This window comes from Paenibacillus cineris (assembly GCF_018333335.1).
GTDB classification, from domain to species: Bacteria; Bacillota; Bacilli; order Paenibacillales; family Paenibacillaceae; genus Paenibacillus_AQ; species Paenibacillus_AQ favisporus.
Genome location: NZ_BORU01000001.1, coordinates 156,800 through 170,954, shown reverse-complemented (window position 1 = coordinate 170,954; position 14,155 = coordinate 156,800). Strand labels below are relative to the sequence as shown.

The 14,155-nt window shown below is 55.1% G+C and carries 11 protein-coding genes; 2 read left to right on the top strand and 9 right to left on the bottom strand.

The window, feature by feature from the left end; all coding sequences use genetic code 11:
• Positions 1-83 precede the first annotated feature (83 nt).
• The 9 genes from KI379_RS00955 to KI379_RS00915 form a co-directional block, all read right to left on the bottom strand.
• Positions 84-2,282, bottom strand: a complete 2,199-nt coding sequence (locus KI379_RS00955) for a Tex family protein (RefSeq protein WP_212984574.1) — start codon at positions 2,280-2,282, stop codon at positions 84-86.
• 542 nt (positions 2,283-2,824) lie between these two features.
• Positions 2,825-5,014: an alpha-galactosidase gene (locus KI379_RS00950; RefSeq protein ID WP_212982454.1), complete on the bottom strand. Its 2,190-nt coding sequence runs from the start codon at positions 5,012-5,014 to the stop codon at positions 2,825-2,827.
• A 209-nt stretch (positions 5,015-5,223) separates the two neighbouring features.
• The gene (locus KI379_RS00945; protein ID WP_076174838.1) at positions 5,224-5,574 is read right to left on the bottom strand and encodes a type II toxin-antitoxin system PemK/MazF family toxin; all 351 of its coding nucleotides are present in this window, start codon (positions 5,572-5,574) and stop codon (positions 5,224-5,226) included.
• 3 nt (positions 5,575-5,577) lie between these two features.
• A complete protein-coding gene (locus KI379_RS00940; RefSeq protein WP_036648438.1) occupies positions 5,578-5,859 on the bottom strand; it encodes a CopG family ribbon-helix-helix protein in 282 nt (93 codons plus the stop codon).
• A 230-nt stretch (positions 5,860-6,089) separates the two neighbouring features.
• The gene (gene alr / locus KI379_RS00935; RefSeq protein ID WP_076174841.1) at positions 6,090-7,274 is read right to left on the bottom strand and encodes an alanine racemase; all 1,185 of its coding nucleotides are present in this window, start codon (positions 7,272-7,274) and stop codon (positions 6,090-6,092) included.
• 306 nt (positions 7,275-7,580) lie between these two features.
• Positions 7,581-8,687: an outer membrane lipoprotein-sorting protein gene (locus KI379_RS00930; protein WP_076174843.1), complete on the bottom strand. Its 1,107-nt coding sequence runs from the start codon at positions 8,685-8,687 to the stop codon at positions 7,581-7,583.
• A gap of 134 nt (positions 8,688-8,821) precedes the next feature.
• Entirely contained in the window at positions 8,822-9,430 is a 609-nt protein-coding gene (locus KI379_RS00925) for a YkoP family protein (protein ID WP_076174846.1), read from the bottom strand.
• A gap of 308 nt (positions 9,431-9,738) precedes the next feature.
• Positions 9,739-11,034 (bottom strand): aminotransferase class I/II-fold pyridoxal phosphate-dependent enzyme, encoded by a 1,296-nt coding sequence (locus KI379_RS00920; RefSeq protein ID WP_373309517.1) that lies wholly within the window; start codon positions 11,032-11,034, stop codon positions 9,739-9,741.
• A 156-nt stretch (positions 11,035-11,190) separates the two neighbouring features.
• Complete coding sequence (locus KI379_RS00915) at positions 11,191-11,760, bottom strand: GbsR/MarR family transcriptional regulator (RefSeq protein ID WP_089549970.1); 570 nt, start codon at positions 11,758-11,760, stop codon at positions 11,191-11,193.
• Positions 11,761-12,125: 365 nt separating this feature from the next.
• On the opposite strand from KI379_RS00915, the gene KI379_RS00910 reads away from it, so the two are divergent.
• Entirely contained in the window at positions 12,126-13,343 is a 1,218-nt protein-coding gene (locus KI379_RS00910; protein WP_076174856.1) for a quaternary amine ABC transporter ATP-binding protein, read from the top strand.
• The gene (locus KI379_RS00905) at positions 13,321-14,154 is read left to right on the top strand and encodes an ABC transporter permease (RefSeq protein ID WP_076174858.1); all 834 of its coding nucleotides are present in this window, start codon (positions 13,321-13,323) and stop codon (positions 14,152-14,154) included. Before KI379_RS00910 ends, KI379_RS00905 begins: the two co-directional genes overlap by 23 nt.
• Position 14,155: the final 1 nt, after the last annotated feature.

Sequence of the window (14,155 nt, the reverse complement as noted above, 5' to 3'; positions counted from 1 at the left end):
CCATATATACCAATCTTATAAAATCCTTTAAATCCTGATCTGGTTATAATCCGATCTTGTTTACTTACAGTCTTGGGATAAGGTTATTCTCCCTGATGCGGGTTGCGCATCGTCAGGCCGACACGGCCTTTTTTCAAATCGACGTTGAGCACCCACACCGTGACGTTATCGCCGACGGACACCACATCCATCGGATGCTTGACATAGCCGCTGCTGAGCTGCGAAATGTGGACGAGACCGTCGCTTTTGATCCCGATGTCCACGAAAGCCCCGAAGTCGATGACGTTGCGTACGGTGCCCTGCAGCTCCATGCCTGGGGTCAAATCCTCGATCTTCAGCACGTCCGTCCGGAAAATAGGCAGCGGCAGCTCCTCCCGCGGGTCGCGCCCCGGGCGCTGAAGGCTCTCCAGAATGTCGCGCAGCGTAGGCAAGCCAACTTCCAGCACCTCCGCCAGCTTCTCCACGTCCTGACGCCCCAGCAGCTCGGACAGCTCAGGCGTTCCCAGCTTCTCCATGCCGACACCAAGCTCGCGGAACAGACGGTCCACCACTTTGTACGATTCCGGGTGGATCGGCGTGCGGTCGAGGGGGTTATCGCCCTCGGAAATGCGCATAAATCCGATGCACTGCTCGTAGGTTTTGGCTCCCAGCCGCGGCACGTTCTGCAGTTCTTTACGGCTCAAAAACTTACCGTTGGAATCGCGGTATTTCACGATGTTTTTGGCGGTCGTTGCGTTTACTCCGGACACATAGGACAGCAGCGACGGCGAAGCGGTATTCACGTCGACACCGACATGGTTGACGGCCGATTCGACGACGGTCTTCAGACTCTCGTCCAAATGCTTCTGGGAGACGTCATGCTGGTATTGGCCGACACCGATCGCCTTCGGCTCGATCTTTACGAGCTCAGCCAGCGGGTCCTGCACGCGGCGGGCGATGGACACGGCGCTGCGCTCCGCAACGTCAAGATCCGGGAATTCTTCCTGGGCCAGCTTGGACGCCGAATACACGCTTGCTCCAGCCTCGTTGACGATCAGGTAAGCCAGGTCCGGCACGCCGATGTCGCTGATCACTTCTGCCACAAACTGTTCCGTCTCGCGCGAAGCCGTACCGTTGCCGATCACGATCAGCTGGATGCTGTATTTCTTAATCAGCTCGTTGAACTTCGCGGCGGCTTCTTTCTTTTTGTTGTTCGGCGGCGTTGGGTACGTCACTGCCACCTCCAGCAGCTTGCCGGTATCATCCACGACGGCTAGCTTGCAGCCTGTCCGGTAGGCCGGATCCACCCCGAGAACACAGCGGCCCTTGACCGGCGGCTGCAGCAGCAGGCTGCGCAGGTTGCCGGAGAAGATCGAAATCGCCTGATTCTCCCCCTTCTCGGTCAGCTCAGCGCGGATTTCGCGTTCGATGGAAGGGGCGATCAGCCGTTTGTAAGCATCTTCAATAACGGCCGTGAGGATCGGCTGCACCGTCGAGCTGCCCTTGATGACCTGACGCGCCATAAAATTGTGGATCGACTCAGGCTGTACGTCGAGGCCGACTTTAAGAATATTTTCGCGTTCTCCGCGGTTAATGGCCAAAATGCGGTGAGGCGGCATCTTTTTCGCCAGCTCCCGGTAGTTGTAATAGTTCTCGTACACGGACTCCTGCTCGGGATCCTTCGCTTCCGAGGTCAGCATCCCATGGTCCATCGTATAACGCCGCACCCAGGCCCGGATGGTCGCATCGTCGGCCAGATTCTCCGCCAAAATGTCCATCGCGCCGGAAATCGCATCGTCCGCCGTTTCCACGCCCTTTTCCGCATCGACGTATTTGGCGGCTTCCTTGTGCACATCCCCCTGCTTCGGCTGAGCCATGATCCACTCGGAGAGCGGCTCAAGTCCCTTCTCTTTGGCGACGCTGGCACGGGTTTTGCGCTTCTGTCGGTACGGACGGTACAAATCTTCCACTTCCTGGAGCTTGGCCGCCTTCTCGATTGCCGTCTTGAGCTCCCCGGTCAATTTCCCCTGCTCGTCGATAATCCGGATGACCTCGCGCTTGCGCTCTTCCAGATTCCGCAGATAAGTCACGCGCTCTTCGATTCCGCGCAGCTGGTTCTCATCCAATTCCCCGGTCATTTCCTTACGGTAACGGGCGATAAACGGAATCGTGTTGCCCTCATCCAGCAGTCCCACCGTCGTCCGAATCTGCTTCAGGGACAGCTGCAGCTCCTTGGCAATCTGCTGCACGATCCGCTCCTTTTCCTGTGCCTTCAGTACTTCACCATTCTGTTCGATAACCATTTCCTTTTCCGTCAAAAGAAATCCCTCTTTCCCATTCGTACTTGCGTTTCCATGTATTCAAACGTTCTCTCATCATCGTCGTCATTAAAACATTCATTCGTCATCATGTGATTGGTCACAGACTTGTCCGAGTCGAAAAATCGGGTTGGTCTGGTTTATAAACGCCTGCTGCCGCAAACCGTCGTACCGAAAATTTTATATCAGCAGGGCGGCTTCCTGCGGCGTTATAGGTATCAGTGTCAGCTTGCTTGGCGGCCAGTCCGATTAACGGGCGGACAGCCTCTATGGAAAACTGTGAGATCAAACCAAAACTTTAGGCAAATCTACAAAGTTTTCATATCTTATTATCACAAACTTTTAACCATTTTTCCAGCGGTCATGTTTGGCAGGAGAAAGCTTCCATACCACGGTAGATTTCCCCTGAAAAAGCAAAAAGAACCTTACCCCATAAACAGGGCAAGGTTCATCATACTGCTGCGGCTTCCATCTGTATAGACCTTTACGCAGGCCGGAGGCCGGTTAATTCTGGAAGGGGCCGGGGCTTATACGCGCCGGAAGCGGAAAAACTCGCTGTGGTAATCCCCGCGCTCAGCGCCTACCGCGATGCCCGCATACATCAGGGCGTCGCCAGTGTACACCTCGCTTGTGCCCACCAGCGCATAATCTGCGGCCGGATCGAGCCCCTTCAGCTTGAGGCGGTTCAGCGGCGCGTTGGATTCGGCCAGCACCCGGAAATAGAAGACCGCGGCCTCGCTGCCGTCTTCCGCCACGAACATCCAGGCGGTCTCATTGCCTTCAAACGGGCTGAGGAGCCGGTACATCTCGCCGGTCTGGACGAGCCCGCGGATTTCCTTATACAGCGCCACCTGCCGCTTGACGACTTCCTTCTCTTCTTCGGTGAACTTCGTCAAGTCGAGCTCGTAGCCAAAGTTGCCTGACATGGCGACGTAGCCGCGCATGTCGAGCGGCGTAGACCGTCCCACCTGGTGGTTCGGAACGGCGGAAATATGCGAGCCCATGGCGCTTACCGGGTAAACGATGCTCGTGCCGTACTGGATGCGCAGGCGGGACACCGCATCGGTGTTATCGCTCGTCCACGTCTGCGGCATGTAATAGAGCAGGCCGGGATCGAAGCGACCGCCTCCGCCGGAGCAGCTCTCGAACAGGATGTGCGGGAACGCCGATGTGATCCGTTCCATCACTTCGTAGAGGCCGAGCATGTAGCGGTGGGCCGTCTCCCGCTGACGCTCCGGCGGCAGCAGCGCCGAACCGATTTCCGTCATGTTGCGGTTCATGTCCCACTTTACGTACGTAATCGGCGCGCTGCTCAGCACCTCCGTCAGCATCCGTACAATCTCCTCGCGCACATCCTGCCGCGAGAAGTCGAGGATCAGCTGCTGGCGGCCTTCCGTACGGCGCCGGTCCGGTACATGCAGGCACCAGTCCGGGTGCTTGCGGTACAGGTCGCTGTCCGGAGAAACCATCTCCGGCTCGAACCACAGGCCAAACTGCATTCCCATGCCCGTCACGCGGTTCACCAGGTCTTCCAGTCCTCCCGGCAGCTTGTTCTTATCTACCACCCAGTCGCCAAGCGAGGAATTGTCGCTGTCGCGATGGCCGAACCAGCCGTCGTCCAGGACGAACAGCTCGATCCCGAGCTCTTTGCCGGCCTTGGCGATGTCGACGATTTTATCCGCATTGAACTGGAAGTATGTCGCCTCCCAGTTGTTGACGAGGATCGGGCGCTCCTTGTCCCGGAACTGGCCGCGGGCCAGGCGTTCGCGGTACAGCCGGTGATAGGTCCGCGACATGCCTCCCAGACCTTCAGAGGAATAGACCATGACAGCCTCCGGCGTCTGGAACGCGGCTCCCGGCTCCAGCAGCCAGGTGAAATCGAACGGATTGATCCCGATCGACAGACGGGTCGTCCGGAACTGGTCCACCTCGGCTTGGGCGATAAAGCTTCCGCTGTATACCAAGCTGAAGCCGTAGACCTCGCCGTGGTCTTCATCCGCCCCCGGAGACAGCAGCGCCGCAAACGGGTTCTGCTGGTGGCTGCTGGCCCCGCGGCGGCTCTCCACTGCCTGCATGCCATAGGCGACCGGACGGCGAACAACGTCGCGTTCCCGGGTCCAGGCGCCGGACAGCTGCAGCCACTCGTAGTCGGCGCGCGGGAAGTCCACGCTTGCGCTGAGGGCTCTCAGCAGTTCCACCGGCTCGGTGCTGTCGTTCACGATTTTTAACGAGCGGGTCAGCGCATCATAAGCTTCCATCACCGTGTACTGCAGCTCCACATGCAGCCCCGACACGGGATCCTGCATATTCACAAACAACGTTTCGGCTTCGGACTCGCTCTCCACATATGTCGAAGGAAGTCCCTCCATCCGCGGCTTACCCTGCTCTACCCGATGCGACACGTACTTGAATTCGGTGACAGTTGAGCCGTCAGGCAGCCGGAACTGTACCAGCGGGTGACGGAAATCGCTCGTTCCGTACACCGGAAGCTCCTGCGGCAGCGTGTCCAGGGAGATCGTACGATCCTCCGGCACCGGATTCGGGCTGAAGGAAGCCCGCTCGGTCGTCACGAGCAGCCAGCTCAGGTCAGCGTCGCGCAGCCTTTTCCCGTAATAGAGATGGGCGGCATAGCCGGACGGAAGAATCTGAAATACGTAGCTTGAACTGCGGGTCTGAAGATGAAATAATTGCTGCTTAGTATCGATATGAATCGCCATAATTCCCTCCCTGATATCACAAGCGGATAGACGCAGATGCAGTACTCACCTGCCCGCTCATACGTTGGATACAATTCATTATAGCGGATGCGTAACCCCTTACAATGGACTTATGTGACTTAAAAACAAGTTCAAAAACAAGAAAAAGGCGCCCCTTTCGGGTACGCCTTAACCTTCACAACCATATCATCAACCTTATGGTTCAACGCTTAAAAATCGATCAGGCTGAGACTGATTTGCAGCGAATCATCCACCTTTTTCATCGTTTCTTCATCCAGGTGGGTAATTTTGTCCGTCAGTCTCTGCTTATCAATGGTCCGGATTTGCTCCAGCAAAATGACCGAATCCCTGTCAAAACCATGCGAAACCGCATCAATCTCCACATGGGTCGGCAGCTTTGCCTTTTGAATCTGGGCGGTAATGGCCGCCACGATGACCGTAGGACTAAAACGGTTGCCGATATCGTTCTGAATAATCAGAACGGGCCTGACTCCACCTTGCTCAGAACCGACTACGGGTGAAAGATCCGCAAAAAAAACGTCGCCGCGTTTTACGATCAATGTCTACACCCCGCTCACTAAGCGGCCTAGAGTGCTGTCTGCATCTTCTTCCGCATGAAAGGCCTCCGATGCCATCGTCAAATTGATCTTGGCCATTTCCATATAGCCGCGCTGCATTGACTCCCGTATATAACGTTTCTTCCGCTCCGTTAAATACAGTTTCATGGCTTGCCTGATGAGTTCACTGCGGTTCGAATTCTCCATCGCAACGATGCCATCCACTTCCTGCAAAAGATGATCCGGCAAGCTGATCATAATTCGTTTGGTATTCTGCATATTAGCCACCTTCTGTTCCACCCCCACAATACCTTCTCACCCTTGTGCCCAGTATAACTTGAATCAAGGAAATTTATACAAAGGAATATATATGCCGAAGATATACCAGGTATGCTGCATACATTATAAACTAGACTCGGCATTTACGTACAGTCATTCCGTCATTACCTTTATTCGGGATGCTTGTGCCGTATTCCTTCATTTCCAGCAAAAAGGCTGAAATTCCGCCTTTCTTCGCATTAGGTGAGCAGTGGGTTGACCCGGTTGTACAGCGCCCCGTGCTTCGTGTAAACACGAGGTACCCGGTGGGAAATCATACAGATGACCTCATAGTGGATGGTACCCAGCTGAGAAGCCAGCTCATCTGCCGTAATACACTGGCCAGACTGCTGACCGATGAGCACAACCTCCTCGCCCGCATGAATTTCTTCTGCCTCTTCGGCAAAAGATTGAAGTGTTACCATACACTGGTCCATACAGATCGTTCCGACAACGGGAACGCGGCGGCCGCGGATCAGGACTTCCGCTTTACCGCTCAGCATCCGCGAGTACCCGTCGGCATAGCCGATCGGCAGCGTTCCAATGACTTCATCTTGATCCGTCACATATTTGGCGCCGTAGCTGACGCCCCAATGCGGCGGAAGGGTTTTGACATATACAAGCTCTGTCTTCAGCGTCAATACCGGGGAAAGTGCGACAGTCTGATGATTCACCTCATCCGATGGATACAATCCGTACAGGCTGATGCCGACGCGGACCATATTGTAGGACAGCTGAGGGGTATCAATCGCTGTGGCGCTGTTGCCCGTATGTATAAGAGGAGGGCTGAATCCTTTCTCCCCGAGCGAGGCCACCACGCTCTCGAAACGCCGATACTGCTCCAGTGTATAGCTTTTATCTTCTTCGTCCGCTTTGGAAAAATGGGTAAACAAGCCTTCAACCTCAGCCTGCGAAAGGGCATAGAGCGACTCGATAAACGAAATGGCGTCCGGGCCGGGAAGAAGTCCCAGTCTGCCCATTCCGCTGTCGATCTTAATGTGCACCTTCAGCGGTCTGGACTCGGCGTCCGCCGGGAGCTGCCGGATCGCTTCCCGTACCTCCGGGCTGAACACCGTCACTGTTATGTTATTCTCCCACGCCGTTCTTATGCCTTCCGGAGGCGTGTAGCCAAGCACCAGGATGGGCAGCGTCAATCCGGCATGCCGCAGTTCGATCGCTTCATCCAGGAAAGCGACGCTTAAATAGTCCACCCCGATGCTCGCAAGCTCCCGCGCCACCTGTACGGCACCATGACCGTACGCATCCGCCTTGACGCAGGCCAGAAATTTCATGCCTTCGGGCAAAGCCCGGCGAAATGCCGTAACGTTCGCTTGAAGATGGTCCAGATTGATTTCCGCTCTAGTTGCTCTATATTGTTGCTGCATTCATTCGTCACCTTCTCTAAGAATTAACACACTCATTACATAAAGTCATTGAAAGGAGAGTTGTCATTTTCGTTAGATCATTCTATGGACATAGATAGATCGGATCGAAAATCAGTTGTTATTTACCTTTCGTTTATCCTATGTAATCGTAATGTTCAGGAAGGTGACTGTCAATGAACCACGCCCCGGCTGAATCCGGCTGGTTTACCGTACCACAGCGGTTTTCGAAGATGGATAGGCGAAAGCCCCTTCGTTGCGCCGGTGGAATCATGCCCCGCCGGCCCGAAGGGTCCGCCTGTCTGCGTATTATTTACCCGATTGTTCCTGTAAAGACGCTGCGATCTGTATCATTTCGTCCACCGGCAGGTTTGCGCTTGTAATCCGGAATTCCACGCCGTCCCCATTCATCCAGGTCAGCGTCTGCTGCTCATCGCCAGCCAGGAGGCCCGCCGTAAATCCAAGGTCCACCACTTCACCCGACATCAGGGACACGGCACGGTCCTGCGGACGGGATTCCATGATCGTGAACTGGTATGTACCGTCATACCGAAGCAGCAGCGCATGGTTGTCACTGTTGTCCAACTTGTTGCTGTCCTTGAGCGTAACGCCTTCAGGCAGGTAATCCGGGATAATCATGCCAAAGTCGCCCAGTTCCTTGGTGACTTCCTGCGCCGCTTCCCCGTTATCACCCTGCGGCTGGTCCTGGGATGCGACCGGATTGCCGTTCTCGTCGACTTCGGCCACCGTGCCGACCGACGGATCGCTTTGCACGGTCATGTTGCGCTTCATGTCAAAAGAGTCCTTGTCGAATTTCGCATCGAACTGGAACTGGTCGAACTTGACCTCAACGACGACATGGGCGTCAGAGTCGGAGACTTGTACTTGTTTTGGCGCGTAATTGTCCTTGCTGAGCCAAATTTTCTGGCGGACGAGAGACTGGCTGTGATAGTTGGCCGCAACATCGAACACGTAGCTGTCCTTGTCTGCGGCAAACTGCCGGGTGTTATCGCTTAAGATGCCCCGGACGAGCGTTTGGTATAAATAGACTTGCCCCTGGTTGTCCGGCCAGTCGCTTTTAAACCGGAAACTTTTGTTCAGGCTTGGTGTCAGCACGAATACCCCGTCGTCGTTGCGGAGAACGATTTGCGTGACGTCCTTCTGGGCGTTCGTCAGGCTGATGCGGTAGTAGTTTGGATTCTGGTACCATACCTCCACCTGGTATTCCTGCGGCTTTTCCCCGGTATACAGCGTCATTTTTCCCGTTCCTTTGTAAGAGCCATCCTTGCTTTGCAGTGTATCGACCACGTTGTTCAAGTCTTTGACAACGGAAGCGGCATCCTTTTTGCCACCACAGCCTGCCAACACAACCGTAACGCACAAGATCATGGCGAGCATCCATGAAATCCGGCGCATGACATCATCCCCCTTAGCACTTGGTTTGAACTGATTGATACATGTCTATGAGGGACTTGGTCACATTATGCAGACTAGCATGACAAGCCTGATACCGAATCCGTGTTGCTGAAATTAATGTTATTAGTTCGCTGTTATACGACGTTATATAAAGGTGACTCGCGGCGGTACCGCTCCATGAACGCTTGCCTTGTCATAAGCAGCATCTGCGGAACCAGCTTGGGAGCGCTGTGCTTCACGCGTTTTTGCCCGGCGGGATGAAGCATTCGCAGCAGAAACCTTAAATAGATCGTCGTCAGCAGCCGGAACCACCCGGCCTTCAGCTGGTGCTGCTCGAAGCCCAGCCCGTGGGTCAGCCCCCGGTGAAGCAGCGTAATTCCGGTCAGCGCTTTGACCTCGGCCAGTTCGGGAACCTGATCCATCGCTTCACGGATCTGTCTGAGCGATTGCTTCAGGAGCCTGGCGGTTTTCAGCGCCGCCCTGTCCGGCCCAAGGCTCCGCGACAGCTCCAGCACCTGCCCGTTATCCAAATGAAGCTCCCCGATCCAGTCGCCGGCATGAAGCCACTGCCCGCTGTCACTGCGGATGCTTTGCCCGTGAAAAGGCCGAACCACCAGCTTGCAAATTCCGTAACTCAGCACCCGCTTGCTCCGCAGCCGCGTGATCCGGTCGAACAAGCCCTCCCATTTCATCCATGCCGTCTGGACTCCCGTCTTCAAAGCCGTCGTTTTGATCAATATCATCACATCTCTTCTCTATTAAGTTCGTTCTATTCAGTTTGACGGTTCAAATGAAGGAATCCATGCAAATCATCCAAAAAAAGATATTTGCCTGATTGGCACTGACCACGAAACGTTCCTCGTGGAACAAGACGTGTCCGCGGTGCCGCCTGGCAACATGCCCGGATTCCGTTATCGGGGGAAGGCCGCTTATGTTCCAGTCATTCGGCAAAAAGAAACGGCAGGCCGGAGGCTGGGCCGGGATACCGCCCCTGCGGTACCATTTCCGACCCATCCCTCCTGACCTGCCTGTCTTAAAAAATGCTGCTGCTCTATTGATCCGCCAAAATACGGTCGATCGATACCAATTGCACGCATACGCACAAAATATCGATGGCCTGCGCAAGCTCTTCGAGCGATGGATAGGTTGGCGCAATACGGATATTGCGGTCCCGCGGATCGCGACCGTACGGATAAGTGGCCCCGGCAGGCGTTAGTGTCACCCCGGCCTCCGCTGCACGCCGCACGATTTCCTGTGCGCAGCCGTCCATCGTATCCAGGCTGATAAAATAACCGCCGCTGGGCTTACTCCATGAAGCGATATCTTTAGAGCCGAGCCCGGATTCCAGCTTGCTCAGTACCAAGTCGAATTTCGGCTTGATGATCGCGGCATGCTTTTCCATGTGGCGGCCCAGGTGCTCCATATCCTTCAGAAAGCGGATGTGCCGCAGCTGGTTCACTTTATCCGGGCCGATCGTCTGCACGGACAGCTGTTTTCTCAAATGGCTGAGGTTGTCCCTGCTCGCCGCCAAGGCCGCTACGCCGGAACCCGGAAATGTCACCTTGGAAGTGGATGCAAAGATGAATACACGGTCAGGATGGCCGGCGTTCGAGCAGGCTTCCAGCATATTTTTCAGCTCGTCATGCCTTGAAGTCAGATGATGAACCGTATAAGCGTCATCCCAGAAAATGCGGAAATCGCCCGCCTTCGTCTTCATCCGGGCCAGCCGTTCCACCGTTTCGTCGGAATAGGTGATACCGCCGGGGTTGCTGTACTTCGGCACACACCAAATCCCCTTGATGGAGTCATCTTCGGCGACAAGCCTCTCTACTGCGTCCATATCCGGCCCTTCCGGCGTCATATCTACGGTGATCATTTCGATATTCAGCTGCTCGCAGATCGCAAAATGGCGGTCATACCCAGGGCTTGGACACAGGAATTTGACGGACGGGAGCCTGCTCCACGGCTGCTCACTGCCAAGCACCCCGAACAGCATCGCCCGTGCCAGCGCATCATACATCAAGTTTAGGCTGGAGTTACCTTGAACAATCACTTCGGAAGACTGAACCCCAAGCATCTCGGCAAAAAAACGCTTCGCCTCCGGGAGCCCGTCAAGGCCGCCGTAATTGCGGCAGTCCGTCCCATCCTCCGCCCGAAGTTCTTCCCCGGACGGCAGAATGTCCAGCATTTCGTTCGAAAGCTGCAGCTGCTCCGGGCACGGCTTGCCCCGGGACATATCCAGCTTCAAATTCAGACTCCGGTATGCCTCGTATTCAGCTTGCAGCCGGGCTTGCTCCCGCCTTAACTCATCTTCCTGCCATCCGGCATAACCCGTAACCATCTTCATCTCTCCTCGCTCAGCTCTTCGTCTAACTTTTACTAAGTTACACCATATGACCGAAAGCAGGCAGATGTCAACTACAAAAATCACCACACCTGGCGTCATGTAAATCCAAAAAAACCGGACTGCTGTAACGCAGCCCGGTTCCGGTGCTTTTTATGTTTAGCTGTGTGGGGTTGGAGGCTCCTTCGGGACCAGCTTGAAGATCTCTCCGCTCTCAAACGTATCGATGAGCCGGTCCAGCCAGCCGTAATAGGCAACCGCCTCATGCAGCTTGGCGATATCCTTGCGCAGCAGCTCGGTGAACTCGGGATCATGCTCGTACGCCGCCAGCAGCCTGCCCATCTCGTCGATGGACTTGCTCAGAATCTGGATATTGCTCTCTACCGATTTTCTCCACTTGATATCGAAAAAGTCGGTAAATGTCTGATACCAGTCGTATTCCACTTCATATAAGTCCTTGCGGGAGCCCTTCTCCCATACTTTATTGACCATCTTCAAGTCCAGCAGGGTCCGGACGCCCGTGCTCATGCTGGTCTTGCTCATTTTCATTTCCCGTCCCATTTCATCCAGGGTCATCGGCTTGTCTGCAAAAAAAAGCAGCCCGTATAAATGTCCGGTGGACTGGGAGATTCCATATAAGTCCATGTTTCTTCCGATCGTTTCAATGACGCGCTTGCGTACCTTGTGGATTGCTGCGTCGCGTTCATCTTCGAATTGGTCCAAGCTCATGCTTGCAACCTCCTTATTTGTTCAACCATTCTCCGCAGAATCCCCGGCCCATAAGCCTGAACAAGGTCCGGAATCCGCTTGTGTTGCCCGTGTTTGTAAGTGAAAAAGTATGGAGAAGACCAAACCTTCATCGTCTATTGTATGTAAACGTATTTTAATTGTAAAGAAACCGATCCGTCAGGAAAACGGCGGATATGGGAGCATTCGGCAGTAAATTTCGTACAGTTTTTTCTGTACGTTCTTTACGTACGGTTAAAACGTTTGATACTATATATATTAATTGTTACACTGTTACCCGTTGGTTATTTACGCAGCATCGTGTTCGCACTTATCAACGATAGAGAAGCAATAAGGGGGTATCACAGTTGTCTATTTTGCAGCTTAAACAAGTCAGCAAATTGTTCGGAGCCCAGGCGGAGCAAAGCGTCGGGCTGCTCGAACAAGGCTGGAACAAGGAGAAGCTGGCGAAGGAAAAATCCGTGACCGTCGGGGTGAACCGGGTCAACCTCAGTATTGAAGCTGGCGAAATTTTCGTCATTATGGGGCTGTCCGGCAGCGGCAAATCCACCCTCGTCCGGATGCTGAACCGGCTGATTGAACCTACGGCGGGGGAAATCCTCGTTCACGGGCAGGATTTAAGAAAAATGAATAAGGAGCAGCTCCGTAAGGTACGGCGCCAGACGATCAGTATGGTCTTTCAGAAGTTCGCGCTATTTCCGCACCGGACCGTACTGGAAAACGTGGAATACGGGCTTGAGATTCAAAAGGTCAAAAAGCCGGAGCGCACGGAGAAAGCGATGAAGTCGCTCGAGCTGGTCGGCCTCAAGGGCTGGGAAAACAAATCTCCCGACGAGCTGAGCGGCGGCATGCAGCAGCGCGTCGGTCTGGCCCGGGCGCTCGCGAATGACCCGGAAATTCTGCTGATGGACGAAGCCTTCAGCGCGCTTGATCCGCTGATCCGCCGTGACATGCAGGATGAGCTGCTGGAACTGCAAGAGACGATGAAGAAAACAATTATCTTCATCACGCACGATCTGGACGAAGCGCTGCGGATCGGCGACCGGATTGCGCTCATGAAGGATGGCGCCGTCGTGCAGGTGGGCACGCCGGAAGAAATTCTGACGCAGCCGGCCAACGCCTATGTGGAGCGGTTCGTCGAGGACGTCGACCTGTCCAAGGTGCTGACCGCCGCCCATGTCATGCGCCGTCCGGAGACGATCATGCCGGACCGGGGGCCGCGTGTGGCGCTCGAGCTGATGCGCGAGCGCGGCATCTCCAACCTGTTCGTCATCGACCGCGGCAAGCGGCTGCTCGGCGTCATCACGGCGGAGGATGCCTCGGAAGCGATGCGCAGCGGCAAAACGCTTGCGGACATTCTGATCACGGATGGTCCAAGAGTGCATCCGGACGTCCTGATCAACGAGCTGTTTGAAATCACCAGCATGTCCAAGGTGCCGCTGGCCGTCGTCGACGACAACGACCGTCTTGCTGGCGTGATCGTCCGGGGTGCCCTGCTTGGTGCGCTCGCCGGGGAGAACAGTTCGAAGGAGGTGAGCCCAAATGCCGAAAATACCGCTGGATGAGTGGATTGAAGCGTTGGTCGGCTGGATGGGAGACCATCTGACGGTCCTGTTCGATTTTATTTCGAGTGTCATCGAAGGCATCGTTAACGGATTTACCTGGCTGTTCATGCTGCCGCATCCGTTCCTGTTTATCGTCATACTCGGTATTCTTGCCTTCCTGGTCGGGCGGATATCCCTGACGCTGTTCTCGGTGATCGGATTTCTGCTGATCTATAACCTGGGGTACTGGCCGCAGACGATGGATACTCTCAGTCTCGTCATTACCTCCGCCCTGATCTCGGTCGTCTTAGGCGTTCCGATCGGCATCTGGTGTGCTTACAGCAGAGGAGCTTCCCGTATCATTACGCCGATACTCGATTTCATGCAGACGATGCCGGCCTTCGTCTATCTGCTGCCGGCCGTTACCTTCTTCAGCCTGGGCGTCGTGCCGGGGGTCATCGCTTCGGTTATCTTCGCGATTCCGCCGACGATCCGCCTGACCCTGCTCGGCATTCAGCAGGTATCGGGCGAGCTCACGGAAGCAGCCGATGCCTTCGGGTCCACCGGACCGCAGAAGCTCTTCAAGGTGCAGCTGCCGTTGGCCATGCCGACGCTGATGGCCGGCATCAACCAGACCATCATGCTGTCGCTGTCCATGGTCGTCATCGCTTCGATGATCGGCGCCCAGGGCATCGGAGCCGAGGTATACCGCGCGGTAACCCAGCTCCAAATCGGGAAAGGCTTCGAAGCCGGTCTTGCGGTGGTTATTCTCGCCATCGTGCTCGACCGCTTTACGCAAAACCTATTTAAATCCAAAAAAAGGGGTGCATAAC

What these genes read in the sequence shown, in the direction of transcription:
- KI379_RS00915 (WP_089549970.1), bottom strand. Translation starts at nt 11,760, where the DNA reads ATGAGCTTGGACCAATTCGAAGATGAACGCGACGCAGCAATCCACAAG.
- KI379_RS00905 (WP_076174858.1), top strand. Translation starts at nt 13,321, where the DNA reads ATGCCGAAAATACCGCTGGATGAGTGGATTGAAGCGTTGGTCGGCTGG.
- KI379_RS00955 (WP_212984574.1), bottom strand. Translation starts at nt 2,282, where the DNA reads ATGGTTATCGAACAGAATGGTGAAGTACTGAAGGCACAGGAAAAGGAG.
- KI379_RS00925 (WP_076174846.1), bottom strand. Translation starts at nt 9,430, where the DNA reads ATGATATTGATCAAAACGACGGCTTTGAAGACGGGAGTCCAGACGGCA.
- KI379_RS00920 (WP_373309517.1), bottom strand. Translation starts at nt 11,034, where the DNA reads ATGAAGATGGTTACGGGTTATGCCGGATGGCAGGAAGATGAGTTAAGG.
- alr (WP_076174841.1), bottom strand. Translation starts at nt 7,274, where the DNA reads ATGCAGCAACAATATAGAGCAACTAGAGCGGAAATCAATCTGGACCAT.
- KI379_RS00930 (WP_076174843.1), bottom strand. Translation starts at nt 8,687, where the DNA reads ATGCGCCGGATTTCATGGATGCTCGCCATGATCTTGTGCGTTACGGTT.
- KI379_RS00950 (WP_212982454.1), bottom strand. Translation starts at nt 5,014, where the DNA reads ATGGCGATTCATATCGATACTAAGCAGCAATTATTTCATCTTCAGACC.